The sequence below is a fragment of the Ruegeria sp. AH7 genome, from assembly GCF_056541325.1.
In genome coordinates this window covers 314,864-336,511 of sequence record NZ_JBQFYF010000004.1, presented here as the reverse complement: position 1 = coordinate 336,511, position 21,648 = coordinate 314,864, and the positions used below count along the sequence as shown (strand labels likewise).

Below are 21,648 nucleotides of genomic sequence, written 5' to 3'. Positions count from 1 at the left end.
GGCGGGCGTCGGCCCGCCTTCACCTCACCAAGCCCGGAATGCCGACATGACCATCGCCGCAGACGCCCCAGAGCAGGAAAGCTGGTTCCACCGCAACCAACAGCGCATCGCGCCGTGGCTGTTTCTGGCCCCGGGTCTGTTGTTCTTTATGGTCTATGTGATCATCCCGGTCTTTCAGTCCTTCAACCTGTCGCTTTATGAATGGGACGGTTTGGGCGCGGCCGAATATGTCGGCTTTCGCAACTACGAGGACCTGTATTGGGAATGGGTTGATCGGGATGCGTTTTACATCTCACTGAAGAACAACCTGATCTGGCTAATCCTCTATCTGGCTGCGATCCCGGCGGGCCTGTTCATTGCGCTGTTTCTGAACCAGACAGTCTGGGGCATCCGACTGTACAAGTCATTGTTTTTCTTTCCTTTCGTTATCTCGCAGGTTGTCGTTGGCCTTGTTTTCACATGGTTCTACGACCCGACATTCGGCTTGTTGAACGAGTTTCTAGGCTTCTTTGGCATGGGCCCTCTCAACGTGCTGGGCGATGAGAGGTTCGTGACCTATGGCATCATCTTTGCAGGCCTTTGGCCCCAGACCGCATATTGTATGATCCTCTACCTGACCGGCCTGAATGCCGTCGACCCTGAACAGATCGAAGCCGGACGTCTAGACGGTGCCAAAGGCTGGCGCATGCTGTGGCACATCATTCTGCCGCAACTGCGCCCGGCGACATTTATTGCATTCGTCGTCACCATCATTGGAGCATTGCGGTCTTTCGACCTGATCTCGATCATGACCCAGGGCGGTCCGTTCGGGTCGTCCCGCGTGCTGGCCTATTATATGTTCGAGGTCGCCCTGTCGGAATACGGTTTCCGCATGGGGTATGGCGCTGCCATCGCGGTGATCCTGTTCTTGATCATGCTCTGCTTCATCGCCTACTTCCTGTGGTCGATGTACCGCGAAGAAAAGGGGCACTGAAATGTTTCCCAAACCCATCGAAAAACAACCCCGCGCGACGCAGATCACCTATCAGGCCATGTTGCCATTGGCGTTGCTACTGTGGCTAGGGCCGCTGCTGGCAGTTGCTCTGTTCTCGGTCAAACCCGCCGCGGATTTCACCAACGCAAACTACTGGGGTATGCCCTCCAGCTTTGAAGGCGCGTTCAACTACGGGCAGGTTTTCTTCAACTCGGATATGCCGCGCTATCTGATGAACTCATTCCTGATCACGGTGCCAACGGTGATCGGGTGCGTGGCGCTCAGTAGCATGACCGGCTTTGCGCTGGGGATCTACAAGTTCAAATCGAACCTCTGGATTTTCTTCATGTTTGTTGCGGGCAACTTCGTGCCCTTCCAGATTCTGATGGTACCTGTGCGCGACCTGACGCTGGAGCTGGGTCTCTACAACACAAAAACCGGGCTTGTGCTTTTCCACATCGCCTTCCAGACCGGGTTCTGTACCCTCTTTATGCGCAACTTCATCCGCGCCCTGCCCTTTGAACTGATCGAGGCCGCACGGGTCGAGGGCATCAGCGAATGGCGCATTTTCTGGTACGTTGTGCTGCCGCTGATGAAGCCTGCAATTGCCGCGCTTAGCGTGCTGATTTTCACCTTCATCTGGAACGATTACTTCTGGGCTGTCGTGCTGACCCAAGGGGCAGAAAGCCAACCTGTCACCGCAGGCATCACCAGTTTCAACGCGCAATTCCGCGCCGCCTATCAATTGATGAGTGCCGGTTCTATCGTAGCGGCCCTGCCGCCGGTGGCCATGTTCTTTCTAATGCAGAAACACTTCATCGCGGGTTTGACCCTCGGTGCCGTAAAATAACGTCAAACCAAAGGTTTGCCTCAATGACAAAGATCGCCTTCATTGGTGCGGGCTCCACGATCTTCATGCAGAATATCGTGGGCGACGCGCTGCTCACCCCTGCGCTGGCCGATAGCCATTTCGCGCTGATGGACATCAATCCAGAACGTCTGGCCGAAAGCGAATCCGTGGCCCGCGCTATGATCCGCTCGGTCGGCACGGGTGCGACCGTTTCCACACACACCGACCGCCGCGCGGCGCTGGACGGGGCGGATTTTGTGATCACCGCCTTCCAGATTGGCGGGTACACGCCTTGCACGGTCGCCGATTTCGAGATCCCAAAACAATACGGTTTGCGCCAGACTATCGCTGATACGCTGGGTATTGGTGGCATCATGCGCGGATTGCGCACGGTTCCGGTTCTGTGGGACGTCGCGCGCGACATGATGCAGCTCTGCCCCAACGCGACACTGCTGCAATATGTAAACCCGATGGCGATCAATACATGGGCGCTGGCTGAACGTTTCCCGACCCTGAAGCATGTTGGCCTCTGCCACTCGGTCCAGAATACCGTCGAAGAACTGGCCCATGACCTGGACCTGCCCAAGGATGAATTCCGCTACAAGGTCGCGGGCGTCAATCACGTCGCGTTCTTCCTGAAACTGGAACATCAGGGCCGCGACCTTTACCCGGCTCTGCGACAAGGATATGCCAGCGGGCGCTTGCCCAAAGCTCCACTGTTGATGCCCCGCTGCCCCAACAAGGTGCGGTACGAGGTAATGGATCATCTTGGCTACTTTTGCACCGAAAGCTCAGAACATCTTGCCGAATACGTTCCGTGGTTCATCAAGGACGGACGCGAAGATCTGATCGAGCAGTTCTCGATCCCGCTGGACGAATACCCCACCCGCTGCATCGAGCAGGTTGCAAGCTGGAAAGAACAAGCCAAGACATTGACCGATGGTCGGGATATCGAAGTCTGCCGCAGCCATGAGTTCGCCGCCGACCTGATGAACGCCATCGTCACCGACGCGCCCTATGTGGCCTATGGCAACTTGCCCAACACTGGCCAAATCCCACAATTGCCCTTGGGTGCCGCGGTCGAAACCCCCTGTCTGCTAGACAGCAACGGCGTGCAGCCTTCAGTGGTTACCGATATCCCGCCTCAATTGATTGCCCTGATGCGGACCCAGATCAATGTGCAGGAACTGACGGTGCGCGCACTGGTTGAGCAAAACCCAGAACACATCTATCACGCCGCAATGATGGACCCGCACACCGCCGCCGAACTGGACTTGCGGCAAATCCGCAGCCTTGTCACCGACCTGCTGACAGCTCATGCCGACTGGCTGCCGGATTGGTGCCGCCCGGCCCGCGCCGCTTGAAAGGCCCCGCATATGACGAAGAAACGCCGTTCACAGCATTGGTACGGAAAACTCGACAAGGATGGCTTCATCCACCGATCGTGGATGAAGAACCAAGGCTTTCCCGACCACGCCTTTGACGGGCGTCCAGTTATTGGCATCTGCAACACCTGGTCCGAGCTAACCCCCTGCAATTCGGGCCTGCGTGATCTGGCCGAGGGCGTCAAACGTGGCGTTTGGGAGGCCGGGGGCTTCCCGGTCGAATTCCCGGTCATGTCGCTAGGCGAAACCCAGATGAAGCCCACCGCCATGCTGTTTCGTAACCTGCTGGCGATGGATGTCGAGGAATCGATCCGCGCCTATGGCATCGACGGCGTCGTGCTGCTGGGCGGCTGTGACAAGACCACACCGGGGCAGTTGATGGGCGCGGCCTCGGTCGATCTGCCCTCGATTGTCGTCAGCTCTGGACCGATGCTGAACGGCAAATATCGCGGTCAGAATATCGGCTCGGGCACCGATGTCTGGAAGTTTTCCGAGGCCGTCCGGGCCGGAGAGATGACCCTGCAGGACTTCATGAACGCCGAATCCGGGATGTCCCGCAGTGCAGGTGTCTGCATGACCATGGGTACGGCCTCGACCATGGCCTCTTTGGTCGAGGCGATGGGCATGTCCCTGCCCACCAACGCCGCCCTGCCCGCCGTCGATGCGCGCCGTATGGCGCTGGCGCATCTGACCGGCAAACGGATTGTCGAGATGGTGGACGAAGACCTCAAACCGTCGGACATTTTGACGAAGGAAGCATTCGAGAACGCCATTCTGGCGAACGCTGCTGTGGGCGGTTCGACCAACGCTGTGGTCCACTTGTTGGCTTTGGCGGGTCGTGTCGGTGTGGATCTAACCCTGAAAGACTTTGAAATTGGGTCGGAAATCCCACTGCTGGTCAACTGCATGCCTTCGGGAAAATACCTGATGGAGGATTTCTGCTATGCAGGCGGTGTGCCAGTTGTTCTGAACGAGCTCAAATCCTTCCTGCGACCGGCTAAGACAGTTTTGAATAGGGACATCTCGGCCCATTACGATGGGGCTGAATGCTTCAACACCGACGTCATCCGCGCCTTCAACGATCCGGTAAAACCTGCAGCAGGCTTGCGTGTTCTACGCGGCAACCTTGCACCCAACGGGGCCATCGTGAAGCCTTCGGCAGCCACTGACGAACTGCTCGAAACAGAGGCCGAGGCCTATGTGTTTGAGAACATCGAAGACCTCAAAGCCAATATCGACCGCGACGATCTACCGGTGACACCCGAGACCATTCTGGTCCTAAAAGGCTGCGGCCCAAAGGGCTATCCCGGCATGCCTGAGGTCGGCAACATGCCGATCCCGGCAAAGCTGGTGAAAGAAGGCGTGCGCGACATGATCCGCATATCCGATGCGCGCATGTCGGGCACTGCCTATGGCACCGTCATCCTGCATGTCAGCCCCGAAGCGCAGGCGGGCGGCACCTTGGCGCTGGTCAAAACCGGTGACCGCATCCGTATCTCGGCCAGCAAGGGCGAGATGGAACTGCTGGTCGATGAAAAGGAACTGGACGCCCGCCGCGCCGCGTGGCAACCGGACGAACCTCACTATACCCGCGGTTATGCGAAACTTTATGTCGACCACGTTCTGCAAGCCGATCAGGGCGCTGATCTTGATTTCCTTGTCGGCAAAGACACCCGCCTTGTGACCAGAGAGAGCCACTGATGACCCAACCCGCTACATTCCACGATCTGAACGGGGCCTCGGTCTATATCACTGGCGGCGGCTCGGGCGTTGGTGCGGCGCTGACCGATGGGTTTCTTGCGCAAGGTGCAAACGTGGCCTTTATCGGCCGCTCGGATGCCAGCGCCTTTGTTGAGGAGATGCGCGAGAAACACGGGCGCGCGCCGCTGTTTATGCAGGGTGATATGACCGACACAGAACTGCTGCATGCCACGATGCAAAAGGCAGCCGAGGCGCATGGCCCCTTGGACGTTCTGATCAACAACGCCGCCAACGACAAACGTCATTCGCTAGACGAATCCACAACCGAGTTCTGGGACTGGATGATCGAGGTGAACCTCAAAGCCTATTACTTTGCCTGCCAGGAGGCAGCACGCCAGATGCAGGACAAAGGCGGTGCGATCGTCAATTTCAGCTCGATCAGCTATATCATGGGCAATGCGGGCTATCCGATCTACACAACCTCGAATGCGGGCATCACGGGCATGACACGGTCGCTGGCGCGCGAATTGGGCCCGCAAAACATCCGCGTAAACGCGCTGGCCCCCGGCTGGGTCCTGACGCAGAAACAACTTGATATGTGGGCCACGCCCGAGGACCTTGCCGCCCATCTGGACCGCCAGTGCCTGAAAGAACATCTGACACCTGAGGACATGATTGCACCAACGCTGTTTTTGGCCTCAAACGCAAGCCGCGCCATGACCGGTCAGTGTATGGCCGTTGATGGTGGCGTGGTCGTATCGGGGTGAGGAAATGAAGTCGGAGTGGATTGCTGTCGATTGGGGAACGTCTCACCTGCGGGCTTGGGCCATACAGGGCGACAGGGTTGTGGATCAGGCGCAGTCCGATCAGGGCATGTCGCGCTTGGCGAAAAATGGGTTTCAGGCTGCACTTCTGTCTCTAGTCGAGCCATGGTTGGGCGATGCTCCGGTCGACGTCATCGCCTGCGGCATGGTCGGCGCGCGGCAAGGTTGGGTCGAGGCCCCTTATGCCACCATACCATCAGAACCGGTGGCCAGTCTTCCAGTGCGGGTGCCGGACACTGACCCTCGCATTCGCGCCTTTGTTGTACCCGGCCTGAAACAGACGACACCGCCAGATGTCATGCGCGGCGAAGAGACACAAATCGCCGGCTTTCTGGCTGCACGACCCAATTGGGATGGGGTTTTGTGCTTGCCCGGCACGCACACCAAATGGGTACAACTCAGCGCGGGTGAGGTTGTCAGCTTTCGCACCTTCATGACAGGAGAGATGTTTGAACTGCTGCGCAGGCAATCCGTTCTGAGGCACTCGGTTGGTGAAGGGTGGGATGATGCCGCCTTCGCCGAAGCGCTGGCGGACACCCTGTCTAAGCCCGAAAACCTTGCGGGTCGCCTGTTTGGGTTGCGTGCTGCGGATCTGCTGCAAGGGCAAGACGGGGCAATCGCAAGAGCGCGGTTGTCAGGCTTGCTGATCGGCGCTGAACTGGCTGCCACACGAGCCTATTGGCTGGGGCAACAAATGGCCATTATCGGCGCCGATCATATCGCCAATATCTATGCGCAAGCCCTGCAACAACAGGGCGCGTTTGTGGAAACCGCCGATGCCACAGAGGTCACCCTGGCCGGGTTGGCGCAGGCCCGCAACCTGACGAGGCAAACCGCATGAGCCGCCCTATCATCGCCATTCTGCGCGGATTGAAACCGTCCGAGGCCGAAGCGGTTGGCCGCGTTATCATCGATGCGGGTATCGACCAGATCGAGGTACCGTTGAATTCGCCCGACCCGCTTGAAAGCATCGGCCAATTGGCATCAGCCTTCGGAGACACAGCACTGGTTGGCGCCGGGACAGTCCTGACTGTCGAACAGGCCGAAGACGTTGCCCATGTGGGCGGCAAACTGATCGTTTCACCAAACTACGATGCCGAAGTGATTGCGCGCAGCGTAGCATTGAACATGCAAAGCTGGCCGGGCGTCTTCACCCCTACCGAAGCTTTTGCGGCGCTGAAGGCAGGTGCGACCGGGCTGAAACTGTTCCCCGGCGTGATGGCCGGGACAACGGGCCTGGCCGCATTGCGCCCTGTTTTGCCAAAAAGCACGCTGGTTTACGCTGTCGGCGGTGCGGGTCCTGAGAACTTCGGCGACTGGATCGCGGCTGGTGCGGATGGGTTTGGCATCGGCTCGGCGCTCTATAAACCGGGGATGAGTATCTCAGAAATTGCAGAGCGCGCGCAGCAGATCGTCAGCGCCTATGACGCGACCATCGGATGAGTCAGGTATTTGACAACCGCCCCTGTGATTTGGGGGAAGGGCCTTTATGGCACCCGGAACGGCAGCAGCTTTTCTGGTTTGATATCAACAACAAACGTCTGATGACCCGCGAGGCGGACGAACAAAACAGCTGGGATTTCGCGGAACATGTCTCGGCAGCGGGTTGGGTAGACAAAGATACTCTGCTGATCGCATCCGAGACCGGGTTGTGGCGATTTTCGCTAACTAACGGTGAGAAGAAGCACGTCTGCCCATTGGAAGCGGATAATCCCATTACCCGTTCCAATGATGGGCGCGCTGATCCGTGGGGCGGGTTCTGGATTGGAACCATGGGCAAACAGGCCGAGCCACAAGCCGGGTCGATCTATCGGTTCTGGCAGGGTGAGCTGCGCCGTCTGGTTCCAAACGTCACGATCTCAAACGCGATCTGCTTCGCGCCCGACCGCTCTTGCGCGTACTATGCCGATACGACGACACAGCAGGTCATGCGTTGGGGGCTAGACCCTGAAACCGGCTGGCCAGAGGGTGAGGCTTCGGTTTTTCTGGATCTCCGTAGTGAAGCCCTGAACCCGGATGGCGCAGTTGTCGACGCAGCGGGCCATATCTGGATCGCACAATGGGGCGCGGCGCGGGTTGCGTGCTATGATCCTTCGGGGCGGTTTCAGCGCGCGGTGACATTTGACGCCGCACATACTTCGTGTCCCGCCTTTGGCGGAGACGATTTGAACACGCTTTTCTGCACAACGGCCCGCGAAGGGCTGAGTGCCGAGGCGCTTCGAGACCAACCCACGAACGGAATGACCTTCTTTGCCCCGAATGCGGGGCAAGGCCAGGCAGAACACAGAGTCCTTTTATGAAACCCGAACTTGGCGTTTGCTATTACCCCGAACACTGGCCCGAGGCTGTTTGGGCCGAAGATGCCGCACGCATGGTTGAGACTGGCCTGCGCTGGGTCCGGATCGGAGAATTCGCCTGGAGCCGGATGGAGCCGCAGCCCGGCAATCTGCAGTTCGACTGGCTGGACCGCGCAATCGAAACACTGGGTGCGGCAGGGTTGAAGGTAGTTCTTGGCACACCGACGGCCACGCCACCCCGCTGGATGTTGGACAAGCACCCCGACATGCTGGCGGTCGATGCGCAAGGCCAGCCGCGCAAGTTCGGGTCGCGCAGGCATTATTGTTTCAGCCATGCGGGCTATATCGACGAATGCGCCCGCATTGCCCAGATCATGGGTGAACGCTACGGTCAAAATCCGCATATCGCCGCCTGGCAGATCGACAATGAATATGGTTGCCATGACACGACGCTCAGCTACAGCGCGTCTGCTCTGGGTGCGTTTCAGCGATGGCTGGCAGATCAGTACGGCACAATCGAAGCGCTGAACGAGGCGTGGGGCAATGTGTTCTGGTCGATGGAGTATAACCACTTCAACCAGATCGACCTGCCCAACCTGACCGTGACCGACCCAAATCCGGCTCATGTGCTCGCCTTCCGCCGTTTCAGCTCGGATCAGGTTGTGGCCTTCAACAAGGCTCAGGTGGATGTGCTTAGGCCGCTAACGGATGCATCTTTGCTGCACAATTACATGGGCCGCGTGTTGGAGTTTGATCATTTTGATGTCGGGGCTGATTTGGATATCGCCACATGGGACAGCTACCCGATTGGGTTCCTTTCGGATCGGCTGGAGGATGATCTGGACCACAAGACCAGATATCTGCAACAGGGTGATCCCGATATGCAAGCGTTTCACCATGACCTGTATCGCACAGTCGGGCACGGACGCTGGTGGGTGATGGAACAACAGCCCGGCCCTGTGAATTGGGCCCCCTACAACCCCGCGCCCCTGCCCGGAATGGTCCGCCTATGGTCGCTGGAGGCTGTGGCGCACGGGGCCGAGGTGGTCAGCTATTTCCGCTGGCGGCAGGCCCCCTTTGCGCAGGAACAGATGCATGCGGGTCTGTTGACTTCAAACAATGCGGATGCGCCTGCGTTGGCCGAAGCGCGCCAGACCGCCGATGATCTGACCGCGTTGGGCGCGGTGGAACAACAGCAGGGGCAGGTTGCCATTCTGTTCGATTATACCTCGGACTGGGCCTGGACAGCACAGCCGCAAGGGGCTGGGTTTGACTATTTCTGGCTTGTGTTCTCGGCCTATCGTGCTCTGCGACGGGCTGGGCTGTCGGTGGATTTTGTCTCGACGGCAGAAGTTCCGCACGGCTACAAGCTGATCCTCGCACCGGGTCTCGCGACATTCGATGGGGATCTGGAACAGCGCCTGACAGATGCTTGCGATCTTGCCATCCTTGGCCCCCGCAGCGGAGCGATTACCCGCGACTTTCAAATCCCCACAACCGGACGGCCCGGCTTGGCAGGTTTGGATTGCGAAGTGGAACTGGTCGAGACAATTCCGCCCAACATACACCGGCCCGTGGCCGGAGGCGGCACCGCGCAGCATTGGATCGACCGACTGACGGGGAACGCCACGGATGTGCTGATTTTCGAGGATGGCAGCCCCGCGCTGAAAGGGAAAGGCGGATTGTGGTATCTGGGCGGGTTCCCGGATACCGAGCTTTGGGACCGTGTTGTAGCGATGGCCGCCGATCAAACCGGCCTGACCCTTATACCCATGCCAAAAGGGCTGCGCCGCCGCGACACGACGGAACACACGTTCCTGATCAACTACAATTCCGATGCGGTGGAATGGGACGGGCACGACATCGCGGGTTGCGATGTGGCGATCCTGAAACGCATACCGCCCGAACAGAGCTAAATCCATTCGGGCGGCAGCAGGTTTGCTTAGGCTCCGCGCCTAGTCGTTCTGCAGGCTGTTGGGGTCAAAGACCCCACCAAACCCATCGTTATTCGACGGCTCACTTTCGGAATCAGAGCTTTCTTCACCACCCAGCGTGTTGGGGGCAAAGACATTCCCAAAACCACTGTTGTTCGATGGTTTCGGTGCGGTTTGCGTGCCGCCTTGCTCGGCCTCGTCCGCCTCGCGCTGCTTGCGACGCTCCTCGCGTTCCTGACGCAGCTTTTGGATACGCTGTTCGGCCTCCAACTGCTTTTGCGCACGCACGTCGGCGATACACTGACCCGGATCATAGGCGGTTGCGGTACCAACCACAGTGATCGTCGCCACCGCAAACACCACAACCAGAACCGCAGCCATATTCCCCGAGAAGAAGCCCGGCAATTTGATCTTGCCTGCCAGTTCTTCCACAGTGGCCTTTTTGCGCGCTGCTGCCACCAGTTCCTGACGTTTCAGCTTGGCTTCGTTCAGCAGGGCGAAGAACACGGTCAGCGCCACGATGATAAAGGCCAAGGCCGAGATCGAAGGCGTAATACCGTACCGTACCTTCTGGGCCAGCTCGATAGTCAGCGTCGGATATTCACCAAAGGTGAATGTGGTGGTGTTGTAGTTCTCGAACGAAGCGAGGAACGCCAGCACCGCCGCTGATGCAATCGCCGGGCGCATGAACGGCAGTAAGATCTTACGAAACGCCTGTGCATGGCTGGCACCCAGGTCCAGTGCGGCCTCGGTCAGCGCGATGTCATAACGCTGCAGCCGCGCCACCAGCACCAGCATGCAATAGCTGGCGATAAAGGTGGATTGGCCAATCACCGTCAGGAAGATGCCATTGGACAGGAAGCTATCCGCCCCAAGCCCCAGCATCCGGTTGATCCGGTCCCAAAAGACCAGTGTCGAGATACCCAAGACAACGCCCGGTATCAGGATCGGTGCGATGATGACCGTGTAATAGGTCGCGCGCAGCTTGGGCCAAATCTGCGTCAACATCAACGCGCCCGCCAGACCCATCGCCACCGACAGAACAACTGTCCCGGCCCCAATGATCAGCGAGTTCTTGATGCCGTTCAGGATACGTTGATCCTGAAACAGCTCACTGAACCACTGGAAGGTCAGGCATTCCCACGGGGTCATCCTTGGAAAGCTGGGAGAGTTGAAGGCTGTGATCGACATGATCACCAGCGGCCCCAGCAGGTACAGGAAGAAGATTGCCAGATAGACCCAGATGCTTATGCGGAGGAAGGAATTGTTCATTTCCCGATATCCCCCATATTCACCTTGAACAGGCGCATCACCGCCAGCACGAACAGGATACAGGTCACCAGCAGCACGATGGCGTAGGCGGCCCCTTGCGGCCAGTCATTGTTGTCGTTGAACTGCTGATAGATCAGTTGCGTGAACCACAGACTGGACGGCCCGCCCAAGATTTGTGGTGCGGCCAGCGCCCCCGCAGACAGCATGAACACCATGGTACAGCCCGAACTGATCCCTGGCTTGGCATAAGGAATGACTACACGCCAATGTATCCGCCACCAGGGCGCGCCCAGATCCCGTGCAGCCTCGATCTGATTGCCGTCTAGGCTTTCGATCACGTTGTACATCGGGAAGATCATCAACAGGATGTAGGCGTAGCCCAGCCCGGCATAGAGCGCGATGTCGTTGCGGATGAAATCGAACGGCGTATCCCAGATGCCCAGACCCATGAACAATGTGTTCAGTACGCCGGTTTCACCGAAGATAATCCGCAGAGCAAAAGCCCGCAGAATCTCGTTAATCCAGTAGGGAATGATGAGCATGATCGCAAAGATGCGGATGTGATTGCCTTTGGATTGCCCCAGATAATAGGCAATCGGATAGCAGATGATCAGGTTAAAGATCGTCACGCAGACCGCGGCCAGCAAGGTGCGGAAAAACACCCTTAGGTCGACTGCGTTGTAATCCTGGCTACCACCTTCTGGCCCGTAGATCAGGTACTTGTAGTTCTCAAGCGTGTAAACGTCCTTGGGCCCACCGATCTCGGGCGGGGGCAGGTTTGGACGGAACGAAAAGTCCAACATCGACAGTTGGGGCAGGATGATCAGGCCGATGGTCCAGAACAGGACCAGACCCAGGATCATCAACCCCATGCCGGTGCCATTGCGGTTGAAGAATTCTTTCAGAAACTGGGGCATTTGTCTGACCCCTTACTCTGCTGCCAATTCACCCGCTGGAACCAGAACCGCGTTGCGGGTCTCGTATTCCAGCGTGATCATCTGGCCGGTGTGGTCTTCGAAGGACTGGCCCAGGTTGGGCAGCGAGACTTTGATCTCTTTACCGCCATCCCCTTCGGTGAAGATGTTGAAGACATTGCCTTCAAATTCTTCATGCTTCACTTGCGCGGTCACGAAATGATTGCCAGTGCTTCCTTCAGGCGCGATGGCAAACGCCTCGGGCCGGACGAACATCATTGCGTCGTCCCCCTCTTTCAGCTTACCCTGATTTGCGGTCGAGATGCGGGCCACCAGATCGCCGGACCGGTTGGTCGCGATCATCGCCTCATTGCCCATGACCTGCTTGATCTTACCACGGAACACATTGTTTTCGCCGACAAAAGAAGCCGCAAAAGCCGTGTTGGGATCATTGTAGATGGTCTTGCCATCCGCGATCTGGTCGATCACTCCGGCACGCATGACGGCGATATTGTCCGACATGGTCAGCGCTTCACCTTGGTCATGAGTGATATAGATAAAGGTAATGCCGACGCGCTGCTGAATTTCGCGCAACTCCGTCCGCATATGTTGGCGCAGCTTCAGGTCCAGCGCAGAAAGCGGTTCGTCCAACAGCAGAACATCAGGTTCCGCGCACAGCGCGCGCGCGATGGCAACCCGTTGGCGCTGACCACCGGAAAGCTCACTTGGCAGCTTGTCGCCCTGCCCCGGCAGAGCAATCATGTCCAGCAGCTCATCCGCGCGCTTGCGGCGTTCGGCGGCGCTGGCGCCATTGATCTCCATCGAAAAGGTGATGTTCTCCCAGACTTTCATCAAGGGAAACAGCGCGAGGTTCTGAAAGATCAGAGCGGTCGGGCGCTTGTTCGGCCCGATACCGCGCATGTCATTGCCACCGATCAGAACCTTGCCTTCGCTGGGGTCCAAAAACCCCGAAACCGCGCGCAGTATCGTGGTCTTGCCACAGCCCGAGGGGCCAAGGAACGAAAAGAAATCGCCCCCGTTGATATTCACATTGGCATCACGCACGGCGACAAAATCACCGAAACGGATCCACAGGTTTTCCAGATCTACTCCGACCCCTGCACTCATCTTAGATATCTCCGACTGGCGCGCGTCGTGCTGGCACGCGGATAGGGCCTGAGGCGACATAGCGACGCTCAGGGGTTAGTCCCTCGCCCAATGGCGAGGGACCAGATGTTACGCAATCAGGCGCTTTTGAACTTGTTGACGAACTCGGTCCGCGTTTCTGCGTACCAGGGTGCTTCGGCCGGCCACGGGTTAAGGTTAGCAAGCGAGTCACCCGGATAGGCTTCTGCAAAGTTCTTCTTATAGGTGTCACCCGAATACTGGTCGGCACCCAGAACAGGCGAATTGTAGCCGTGGCTATCAATCGCAACGCCTGCTGGTTTCGCCTGATAGGCAAAATCGATGAAGGCATAAACCTGTTCGACATTCTGTGCACCGGTCGGCATCGAGATACCATCGACCCAGGCCATCGCACCTTCGACCGGTGCCTGATAATGCACAGGCTCACCTGCGGATTTCAACGCCAGCGGCGGACCGTCCCAGGTCTGGCCAACGACCACACCTTCGTTCAGTAGGCCGTTCTTTTGGGTATCGGCGTCGTTCCAGATCAGTTTGATGCGATCCTTGCGGGCAACGCACCAGTCCGTGATCTGACCCCAGACCTTGCGCATGGTGTCTTCGTCACCATAAGCCGCCCAGACCGAACCAGGCTCCATCTCGCCCGCGCGCTCCATGTAAAGACCAGCGCCCAGCATCATCGAATGCGCGCGGCCCATGGTTTTGCCCGCATTCGCTTCGGACCAGACATCGCCATAAGATGGCGCATCACCTTCCGGCAGCCACAGGTCGGTGCGGTAAGCGATACCTTCCGTTCCCCAGATATGCGGCAGCCAATGCGCACCGCTGTCGCCGAAGTTCCACGCATCCGTACCAATTTGCGCCATCGCCGGGTTCACCAGATCAACCGGCACCTTATTCATGTCGAATGGCTGCAGCAGCTCCAGCGGCTCCCACTGAAGCGAGCGGTTGTTGGTGGGCGACACGATGTCAAAGCCCTGACCTTTGGTGGCCTTCATCTTGTTGATGATTTCTTCGTTCGATCCGATACCGGTATAGTTCACCTTGATTCCGGTGAGCGTTTCAAACTCTTGAATGAAGCTGGGCGGCAGGTAGTCCGACCACATCAGAATGTTTATTTCGCCCGACGATGCAAGCGCAGATTTGCTGTAAAGCGGGGCAGCCAAAGCAGCAGCGCCTGCGCCTTTCAGCACCGTACGTCTGGAAAGATTTTTCCGATCGACCATTTTGTATCTCCCATGGTTAGTCGTTAGATTTTTTTGTTTTGATTGCAGGCCAGAACTTCGCGGCAGAGCTGTCTACTCAAAAGTGACAGTTGGAAATTTTAATAAGTCCAGTTTGCAACCCCGTCCTGCTTCTTTCGCTTCCGAGTATGAAAATACACCGGACGGCCTCACCTTAGGCTGTGATTGTGAAAGCACCAACAAGATACTTATGTGTTGTAAAAAATGAGGGGTATTGCAGCCTTGATAAAGGTCTGGCACTCGCGCGGGCCATCCCACCATCAAGCTGCCCCGACATATAAATCATTGAAAATAAATGGGTAAATACTATAGTCTGATAGCGCTGCGGCCAGATGCCTCAATCTGCACCGATTTTTCGAATCGATTCACGCGAAAAGCGCTCAAGTGTGGTGGCTCACCATATATTGGTAGCTTTAGTGGGCACATGCTTGAAATCGACCGTGAAGTCTCGTGCCGACAACTCGCTCCCATGCGCTCGATCTGGCACTAAAAAAGCGTCGGCACCCCACAAATCAGCGCGCTATCGCGATGCGTTACAAGATCAGGCTGAATGCCGGCGCATCGACACGCCATTGTGGAACAGATGCACCTTGTCCGGCGCCGCCGTTACTGAAACGGACTGACCACGCAGATTACGCTGCACGCCGGGAAGCTTTGCAATGACAGACTCGACCCCCTCGGATTTCTCGAAATAAAGCAATGTCACCTCACCCAACGCTTCGGTGAAGTCTACGGTACCAGTCAGAATCGGAGACTCTTCGGTCAGCACAAAATCTTCGGGACGTACGCCGATATTCACTTCTCGTCCTTCGTCACTGGCCTCAGTCGGGATCGATGAAACTGCAGTGCCCCCTGACGCCAAAGCAATCGTGGTTGTTGCCCCGGTGCCGGTGATCCGCCCAGGAAGCAGGTTCATCGAGGGCGATCCAATGAATTGCGCGACGAATTCATTGTCCGGTGTCTCATACAGCTCCAGCGGCGTACCAACCTGTGCGATACCCTTGTTTGCCAGCACAACGATGCGACTGGCCAAGGTCATCGCCTCAACCTGATCATGGGTCACATAGATCATCGTGCTGTCTGGCATCGCCTCTTTCAGACGTGCGATCTCGATCCGGGTGGCCACACGCAGCGCGGCATCAAGGTTCGAAAGCGGCTCGTCAAACAGATAGACCTTTGGGTCGCGCACAATCGCACGGCCAATGGCAACACGTTGGCGCTGACCACCCGACAGGGCCTTGGGCAGACGATCCAGGAACGGTTCAAGCTGCAAGATCTGCGCGGCACGCTCGACCGAGGCATCAATTTCCGACGCGGGCATCTTGGCGATCTTCAGGGCAAAGGCCATGTTTTCGCGCACCGTCATATGCGGATAAAGCGCGTAGCTTTGAAACACCATGGCAATGCCGCGCTGCGCGGGCGGGACATCGTTCATGACCTGCCCTTCAATTTCCAGCGTGCCGCCAGTGATCTTTTCCAGCCCGGCGATCATCCGTAGCAACGTGGATTTCCCGCAACCCGAGGGACCGACAAAAACGATCAGCTCGCCTTGATCGATATCCAGATCGATATGTTTCAGGACATCAATGGGGCCATAGGATTTGGCAACATCCGTCAGTTTGAGTTCAGACATGGTTTACCCCTTTTCCTTGACCATCAGGCAGAATTGCGCTGCATCCAGTGTGATCTGACCTTCGCCCTCGACCGCGCCCAGATCCTGACCAATGGCGTGCCATTGGCCCTGAGGCAGCGAGATTTCCGCAGCCTCCGATCCCAGATTGAAGGCGCAAAACACCTGTTCAGTCTCATTTTCGCGCAGGAAGGTCAGAACCGTTCCGGTCTGCTCCATCTGTGTCTGTGCGCCGGTCGCCAGGGCCGGATGCGCGTGGCGCAAAGCAATGGCACGGCGATAATGGTTGAGCATCGAGTGCGGATCAGCTTCTAACCGGTCAACAGCCTGTTCGGCCTGTGCAGCGCTGACCGGCAACCAAGGCTCGCCTGCGCTGAACCCGGATTGCTCATCCTGTGACACCCAGACCATCGGTGTGCGGCAGCCGTCACGTCCTTTGTATTCAGGCCAAAATTCGATTCCATAAGGGTCTTGCAGCTTCTCGAATGGAACATCTGCTTCGTGCAGGCCCAGCTCCTCGCCCTGATACAGGCAGGCCGAACCGCGCAGGCACATCATCAGCACCGCATATTGCCGGGCCGCAGCCTCACTGAGGTCCCAGCGCGACGCATGGCGCGCAACATCGTGGTTCGAAAACGCCCAGCAGGGCCAGGCATCCCGCGCCTTTGCGGATAATTGGTCAAAAACCTGCTTGGCATAGCTTGCCGTCAGCACCCGTTTCTCAAGAAACTCGAACGCGTAGCACATGTGCATCCGCTTATCGCCGGTGGTGTATTCTCCCATAATCTCAAGCCCACGCTGCGCGTCGCCGATCTCACCCAGACAGGCACGGCCCTCGTATTCATTCGTCAAGGCGCGCAGGCGTTCCAGAAACGCGATGTTTTCCGGCTGGCTTTTGGAATACAGATGGTTTTGGTGATTATAGGGGTTTACGGCTGGCGCGATCGAGGCATTGCGTTGCTCGATCGAAAGGGCTGGGTTGTCCCGCAGCTCTTTGTCGTGAAAGTAAAAGTTGATCGTATCCAGACGGAAGCCATCAACCCCCAGTTCCAACCAGAACCGTGCCATATCCAGCAGGGCATCTTGCACCTCACGGCAATGAAAATTCAAATCGGGCTGTGAGGTCAGGAAGTTATGCAGGTAATACTGCAGACGGCGAGAATCCCATTGCCAGGCCGAACCGCCAAAGATCGACAGCCAATTGTTCGGCGGCGTCCCATCAGGCTTGGGATCGGCCCAGACGAACCAATCGGATTTCGGATTGTCCCGGCTGGCACGGCTTTCACTGAACCAAGGGTGTTGATCCGACGTATGCGACAGGACCAGATCGATCATGACCTTCAGTCCCTTGGCATGCGCCTTGTCCAAAAGCTCCTGAAAATCAGCCAAGGTGCCGAACATCGGGTCCACGTCCCGATAGTCACTGACATCATAGCCAAAATCCTTCATCGGAGATTTAAAGAACGGCGATATCCAGATCGCATCCACGCCAAGCGACGCGATATAATCGAGCCGTTGCGTGATGCCTTTCAGGTCGCCAATACCATCGCCATTGCTGTCCTGAAAGCTGCGCGGGTAGATCTGATAGATCACCCCACCGCGCCACCACTCGGACGACACTTTGGTAGCTTTGGAAAGTTCTGTGGTGTTCTGCACGTTCATCAGACGCCTCTATTTGACAGATCCGGCCAGCAGGCCCCGGACCAGGTATTTTTGCATTGCGAAGAAGACAGCCAGCGGAACGGCAATCGAAACAAAGGCCGCCGTGGCAAGAATTTCCCAATTACCGCCGCGTGTGCCCAGCAGCTCGACGATGCGGTTGGTCATCACCGTTGTCTGACCGGATGAGTCGATCAGGAATACCTTGGCAACCAGCAGATCGTTCCATGTCCACAGGAATTGGAAGATCGCAAAGGACGCCAGCGCCGGAAAGCTGAGCGGCAGGATGAGTTTGGTGAAAATCTGGAACTCAGTCGCCCCATCTACCCGCGCATTTTCGATCAGATCGCGTGGCAATCCGGCCATGTAGTTGCGCAACAGGTAGATCGCCAATGGCATCCCAAAACCGGTATGGGCCATCCAAACCCCCAGATATCCTTTGCCGATCCCGATATTGAGGTGCAGTTTCAGCAGCGGGATCAAAGCCAGCTGCAACGGCACCACCAACAGACCAACAACGGCAGCGATCAACAATGCCCGCCCCGGGAAATCCATCCAAGCCAGCGCGTAAGCCGCAAAGGCCGCAACTAGGATTGGGATGATCGTCGCCGGTATCGTCACCGTCAACGTATTGAAAAACGCCTTAGCCATGCTGTCGGCACTGTTCGCGTTGAACAGAACATGGGCATAATTCTCGGTCGTGAACTCGGGCGGCAAGGTGGTGGTCACAAACACTCGGGGACCGCGATTGCCAGAAAACTCCTCCGTGTTCTCCATCCGGTAGTCGCCGTTGGCCTGAACCGTTATTGTGCCACCGCGGCGCAGCTCGGCCGTTTCGCCGGGGGCAAAGGCATCGATGGCCCGAGAGTTGACCCCCCATCTGCTGATGTCCGAGGCCTTCTCACCGTCAAAAACGTTGCCTTCGATGACATACATCCCGTCGGTTGAGACCTGCGCACCTGGCCCGGCAGCGCGTAGGGTCAGGTTCTGTTCTGACGGAAACAAAGCCCGCCACCAGCCGCTGCTGGCAATCTGATCCCCCGTTCGGAAAGACGAGATCAACAAGCCCAGCGTCGGGAACACCCAAAGCACGACAAGAAACACCACCGAGGCATGAACAACCCAGCGAAGGGCTGGCCGGGTTCCTGCAATATCGCTCATATCCCCAACCTCCTACTGCATTTCTTTGCGCGCATTGCGCACGTTCCAGACAAGGATCGGAGTGACCAGCAACATGATCACCATCGCCGAGGCCGACCCCACGCCCCAGTCATTGGCACGGAACATCTTGTCGTACATGTAATTGGCCAGAACCTGCGTCTCCCACTGACCGTTGGTCATGGCAAAGACGATGTCAAAGACCTTGAGAACGACGATTGTGATGGTGGTCCAGACAACCATGATCGTGGTTTTGATCTGCGGCACTTTGATCTTGAAGAAGATCTGGAAAGGGTTGGCCCCGTCCAGAATGGCGGCCTCGATGGTCTCTTCCGGGATACCGCGCAGGGCGGCAGACAGGATCACCATGGCAAAGCCGGTTTGAATCCAGACCAGAACGACCATCAAGAAGAAATTGTTCCAGAACGGAAGCGTCAGCCAGGTGTGCGTCTCGGTGCCACCGAAGAAGATATAAATCGCGTTCAGGACGCCGATCTGATCCTGATCGATGGGCCGCGCATCGTAGACCAGTTTCCAGATCACCGAGGCACCGACGAATGAAATTGCCATCGGCATGAAGATCAGCGATTTGGCGACGTTGCCCCAGCGGATGCGGTCGGTCAGCTGTGCAACCAGCAAACCAAATGCTGTGGACATGGCCGGAACCACAATCAGCCATAGCATATTGTTGCGCATCGCCTCCCAGAACTTGGGTTCGGCAACCATTTGCACGTAATTGTCGAATCCGGCCCATACATAGCCGCCACCCGCAACGCGGTCTGTCAGCGACAGGCGTAGGGTTTCAACAACCGGATAGGCCAGGTACACACCCAGTGCGAGCAAGGCGGGCAACAGAAACAGCCAGGGCCGGATCATGTTGGCGCGGTTGATATTGCGCCCTGCATTTGGGCCACGCGCTGGAAACAGAAATTTATCCAGAACTTGGTTGGATAGGTAGAAGTAGCCCACACATCCCGACACACCAATGGCGATCGTCAGCAGGCCTTGTATTGCCGGATGCATGCTATCCTCCCTCGCGGCGACAGGCATGGGCACCCCGGCGTGCGGGATGCCCAAAGGGTTGTCAGATTATTTGATGGCGTCCCAGGAGGACTGGATCTCACCCGTGACCTCTTCGGCGGATTTGCCGCCTGTATAGTCAACCATGCCAGTCCAGAACGTGCCTGCACCGACCGCACCTGGCATCAGGTCCGACCCGTCAAAACGGAACGTGGTCGCGCCCAGCAGGATGTCCCCGAGACCGCGCAGCGTGTCATCCTTATAAGCTTCGGTGTTGACGCCCTTGTGCGGTGTCAGGAAGCCGGTCTGCGCCATCATGATCTCATGCGCGATAGGTTGTTTGAGGAACTCCATGAACGCGGTTGTCGCGTCGGAGGGGTTGCTCACAGCCATCAATGTCCCGCCACCCAGAACCGGGTTGCCCAAGTCCTTGTCAGCAAAGGCCGGCATATAGAAGAAATCTGCATCCAGACCAAACTCGACATCTTCCGGGAAGAAGGCCGGAACGAAGGACGCCTGACGATGCATGTAGCATTCAGGCGGTGAGGCAAACATGCCCTTGGGACTGTCGCGGAAATCGGTGGAGGCCACGGCACCTGCACCGCCGGACACTTTGGCATCATCGCGCGCAAACCAACCGAATTCGTCGATTGCAGCGATAACGCGTGGGTCGTTGAACGGAATCTCGTTGGTGACCCATTGGTCATAGACTTCCGGCGGCTGGGTGCGCAGCATCATATCCTCGACCCAGTCGGTCGCAGGCCAACCGGTTGCGGCACCCGACCCAAGGCCGATACACCACGGCGTTTCACCATCGGCGACGATCTGTTCAGTCAGAGCCTTGAGCTCTTCCATCGTCGTCGGCACTTCATATCCGGCATCCTCGAAGTTCTCGGGGTTGTACCAAACCAGAGACTTGACGTTCACATTGTAGAAGAAGCCGTACATCTGGTCGTTGCCGTCAGCGTCTTTGTAGGTGCCCAGATCAACCCAGGAATCACCTGCGGCGTAGTTGTCACCAACCCAGGCGGCCATGTCGTCGCCCAGTGGAGACAGCTGTCCTTTCGACGCCATGATCGAGGCCAGACCAGGCTGCGGGAACACCGCAACATTGGGGGCCGAGCCAGCCTCGGCATCGATAACGATCTGCTGCTCGAAACTGTCCGAGCCGGTGTAGATCACATCCGCGCCCGTGGCTGCTTCGAAATAGGCGGTCATGTTGTTGAAATAGCCATCTTCCGGCGTAAGCCAGGGACCCGAGACGGTAACGGTCTGGCCGCTCAAATCCGGCGCGCTTTCTGCCCAGGCATTGTAGCTGTCCCAATTGAACGGGCCTTCGCCCGGCGTGAATGCCAGATCAGCCTGCGCCAATCCCGTCCCCGCACTCAGCGCCAATGCCGCAGCACTGGCGTAAAACGACTTCTTCATGATGTCCTCCCACAGCTTATCAAGCTTTTAGTTGTTCGGGCCCGACCCGATCCGCGACGTAACTGCCACGCGTTCCGACACGAGAATCACGGCAATATAGCTTACTACCGCAATCCAAAGCGCTTTGGATAGATGTAAAGTTGCGCGTTTGCGCGTCAAAGTCAACGATTCCGAATACTCTTGGATTTATCACTCATTAATCTTTACTTTTATGGC

At 57.5% G+C, this 21,648-nt stretch carries 18 protein-coding genes; 9 read left to right on the top strand and 9 right to left on the bottom strand.

The window, feature by feature from the left end; all coding sequences use genetic code 11:
* Positions 1–46 precede the first annotated feature (46 nt).
* The 9 genes from ACR0JX_RS12070 to ACR0JX_RS12030 are packed head-to-tail and all read left to right on the top strand — an operon-like array spanning position 47 to position 9,946.
* Positions 47–973, top strand: coding sequence for a carbohydrate ABC transporter permease (locus ACR0JX_RS12070; RefSeq protein ID WP_480544036.1), 927 nt, complete (start codon positions 47–49; stop codon positions 971–973).
* Between the two features lies 1 nt (position 974).
* Complete coding sequence (locus ACR0JX_RS12065; protein WP_480544035.1) at positions 975–1,823, top strand: carbohydrate ABC transporter permease; 849 nt, start codon at positions 975–977, stop codon at positions 1,821–1,823.
* 23 nt (positions 1,824–1,846) lie between these two features.
* Positions 1,847–3,187: an alpha-galactosidase gene (gene melA, locus ACR0JX_RS12060; protein ID WP_480544034.1), complete on the top strand. Its 1,341-nt coding sequence runs from the start codon at positions 1,847–1,849 to the stop codon at positions 3,185–3,187.
* A 12-nt stretch (positions 3,188–3,199) separates the two neighbouring features.
* The gene (locus ACR0JX_RS12055; protein WP_480544033.1) at positions 3,200–4,909 is read left to right on the top strand and encodes an IlvD/Edd family dehydratase; all 1,710 of its coding nucleotides are present in this window, start codon (positions 3,200–3,202) and stop codon (positions 4,907–4,909) included.
* Complete coding sequence (locus ACR0JX_RS12050) at positions 4,909–5,676, top strand: SDR family NAD(P)-dependent oxidoreductase (protein ID WP_480544032.1); 768 nt, start codon at positions 4,909–4,911, stop codon at positions 5,674–5,676. Before ACR0JX_RS12055 ends, ACR0JX_RS12050 begins: the two co-directional genes overlap by 1 nt.
* A 4-nt stretch (positions 5,677–5,680) precedes the next feature.
* Positions 5,681–6,574, top strand: coding sequence for a 2-dehydro-3-deoxygalactonokinase (locus ACR0JX_RS12045; RefSeq protein ID WP_480544031.1), 894 nt, complete (start codon positions 5,681–5,683; stop codon positions 6,572–6,574).
* On the top strand, positions 6,571–7,176 hold the full coding sequence (locus ACR0JX_RS12040; protein WP_480544030.1) for a 2-dehydro-3-deoxy-6-phosphogalactonate aldolase: 606 nt from the start codon (positions 6,571–6,573) through the stop codon (positions 7,174–7,176). The genes ACR0JX_RS12045 and ACR0JX_RS12040 overlap by 4 nt, the downstream gene beginning before the upstream one ends.
* Positions 7,173–8,033, top strand: coding sequence for an SMP-30/gluconolactonase/LRE family protein (locus tag ACR0JX_RS12035; protein ID WP_480544029.1), 861 nt, complete (start codon positions 7,173–7,175; stop codon positions 8,031–8,033). Before ACR0JX_RS12040 ends, ACR0JX_RS12035 begins: the two co-directional genes overlap by 4 nt.
* Positions 8,030–9,946, top strand: coding sequence for a beta-galactosidase (locus ACR0JX_RS12030; RefSeq protein ID WP_480544028.1), 1,917 nt, complete (start codon positions 8,030–8,032; stop codon positions 9,944–9,946). Before ACR0JX_RS12035 ends, ACR0JX_RS12030 begins: the two co-directional genes overlap by 4 nt.
* A gap of 39 nt (positions 9,947–9,985) precedes the next feature.
* Here the strand turns inward: ACR0JX_RS12030 and ACR0JX_RS12025 are convergent, their stop codons facing one another.
* The 9 genes from ACR0JX_RS12025 to ACR0JX_RS11985 all read right to left on the bottom strand — a co-directional run bounded on the left by ACR0JX_RS12025 (position 9,986) and on the right by ACR0JX_RS11985 (position 21,432).
* Positions 9,986–11,236 carry an ABC transporter permease gene (locus ACR0JX_RS12025; protein WP_480544027.1) on the bottom strand — a complete coding sequence of 417 codons (1,251 nt, stop codon included), beginning with the start codon at positions 11,234–11,236 and terminating at the stop codon, positions 9,986–9,988.
* Positions 11,233–12,153, bottom strand: coding sequence for an ABC transporter permease (locus ACR0JX_RS12020; protein WP_480544026.1), 921 nt, complete (start codon positions 12,151–12,153; stop codon positions 11,233–11,235). The genes ACR0JX_RS12025 and ACR0JX_RS12020 overlap by 4 nt, the downstream gene beginning before the upstream one ends.
* Positions 12,154–12,165: 12 nt before the next feature.
* Entirely contained in the window at positions 12,166–13,278 is a 1,113-nt protein-coding gene (locus ACR0JX_RS12015; protein ID WP_480544025.1) for an ABC transporter ATP-binding protein, read from the bottom strand.
* Between the two features lie 116 nt (positions 13,279–13,394).
* A complete protein-coding gene (locus ACR0JX_RS12010; RefSeq protein WP_480544024.1) occupies positions 13,395–14,519 on the bottom strand; it encodes an extracellular solute-binding protein in 1,125 nt (374 codons plus the stop codon).
* 559 nt (positions 14,520–15,078) lie between these two features.
* A complete protein-coding gene (locus ACR0JX_RS12005) occupies positions 15,079–16,170 on the bottom strand; it encodes a sn-glycerol-3-phosphate ABC transporter ATP-binding protein UgpC (RefSeq protein ID WP_170534840.1) in 1,092 nt (363 codons plus the stop codon).
* A 3-nt stretch (positions 16,171–16,173) separates the two neighbouring features.
* Positions 16,174–17,829, bottom strand: a complete 1,656-nt coding sequence (locus ACR0JX_RS12000) for an alpha-glucosidase (protein WP_480544023.1) — start codon at positions 17,827–17,829, stop codon at positions 16,174–16,176.
* 9 nt (positions 17,830–17,838) lie between these two features.
* A complete protein-coding gene (locus ACR0JX_RS11995; protein WP_480544022.1) occupies positions 17,839–18,987 on the bottom strand; it encodes a carbohydrate ABC transporter permease in 1,149 nt (382 codons plus the stop codon).
* Between the two features lie 12 nt (positions 18,988–18,999).
* Positions 19,000–20,007 (bottom strand): carbohydrate ABC transporter permease, encoded by a 1,008-nt coding sequence (locus ACR0JX_RS11990; protein WP_480499858.1) that lies wholly within the window; start codon positions 20,005–20,007, stop codon positions 19,000–19,002.
* Between the two features lie 66 nt (positions 20,008–20,073).
* On the bottom strand, positions 20,074–21,432 hold the full coding sequence (locus ACR0JX_RS11985; protein WP_170534832.1) for an ABC transporter substrate-binding protein: 1,359 nt from the start codon (positions 21,430–21,432) through the stop codon (positions 20,074–20,076).
* Positions 21,433–21,648: the final 216 nt, after the last annotated feature.

Excerpts from the sequence above, each read along its gene's own strand:
- ACR0JX_RS12070 (WP_480544036.1), top strand. The coding sequence starts at position 47 with ATGACCATCGCCGCAGACGCCCCAGAGCAGGAAAGCTGGTTCCACCGC.
- ACR0JX_RS12065 (WP_480544035.1), top strand. The coding sequence starts at position 975 with ATGTTTCCCAAACCCATCGAAAAACAACCCCGCGCGACGCAGATCACC.
- melA (WP_480544034.1), top strand. The coding sequence starts at position 1,847 with ATGACAAAGATCGCCTTCATTGGTGCGGGCTCCACGATCTTCATGCAG.
- ACR0JX_RS12055 (WP_480544033.1), top strand. The coding sequence starts at position 3,200 with ATGACGAAGAAACGCCGTTCACAGCATTGGTACGGAAAACTCGACAAG.
- ACR0JX_RS12050 (WP_480544032.1), top strand. The coding sequence starts at position 4,909 with ATGACCCAACCCGCTACATTCCACGATCTGAACGGGGCCTCGGTCTAT.
- ACR0JX_RS12045 (WP_480544031.1), top strand. The coding sequence starts at position 5,681 with ATGAAGTCGGAGTGGATTGCTGTCGATTGGGGAACGTCTCACCTGCGG.
- ACR0JX_RS12040 (WP_480544030.1), top strand. The coding sequence starts at position 6,571 with ATGAGCCGCCCTATCATCGCCATTCTGCGCGGATTGAAACCGTCCGAG.
- ACR0JX_RS12035 (WP_480544029.1), top strand. The coding sequence starts at position 7,173 with ATGAGTCAGGTATTTGACAACCGCCCCTGTGATTTGGGGGAAGGGCCT.
- ACR0JX_RS12030 (WP_480544028.1), top strand. The coding sequence starts at position 8,030 with ATGAAACCCGAACTTGGCGTTTGCTATTACCCCGAACACTGGCCCGAG.
- ACR0JX_RS12025 (WP_480544027.1), bottom strand. The coding sequence starts at position 11,236 with ATGAACAATTCCTTCCTCCGCATAAGCATCTGGGTCTATCTGGCAATC.
- ACR0JX_RS12020 (WP_480544026.1), bottom strand. The coding sequence starts at position 12,153 with ATGCCCCAGTTTCTGAAAGAATTCTTCAACCGCAATGGCACCGGCATG.
- ACR0JX_RS12015 (WP_480544025.1), bottom strand. The coding sequence starts at position 13,278 with ATGAGTGCAGGGGTCGGAGTAGATCTGGAAAACCTGTGGATCCGTTTC.
- ACR0JX_RS12010 (WP_480544024.1), bottom strand. The coding sequence starts at position 14,519 with ATGGTCGATCGGAAAAATCTTTCCAGACGTACGGTGCTGAAAGGCGCA.
- ACR0JX_RS12005 (WP_170534840.1), bottom strand. The coding sequence starts at position 16,170 with ATGTCTGAACTCAAACTGACGGATGTTGCCAAATCCTATGGCCCCATT.
- ACR0JX_RS12000 (WP_480544023.1), bottom strand. The coding sequence starts at position 17,829 with ATGAACGTGCAGAACACCACAGAACTTTCCAAAGCTACCAAAGTGTCG.
- ACR0JX_RS11995 (WP_480544022.1), bottom strand. The coding sequence starts at position 18,987 with ATGAGCGATATTGCAGGAACCCGGCCAGCCCTTCGCTGGGTTGTTCAT.
- ACR0JX_RS11990 (WP_480499858.1), bottom strand. The coding sequence starts at position 20,007 with ATGCATCCGGCAATACAAGGCCTGCTGACGATCGCCATTGGTGTGTCG.
- ACR0JX_RS11985 (WP_170534832.1), bottom strand. The coding sequence starts at position 21,432 with ATGAAGAAGTCGTTTTACGCCAGTGCTGCGGCATTGGCGCTGAGTGCG.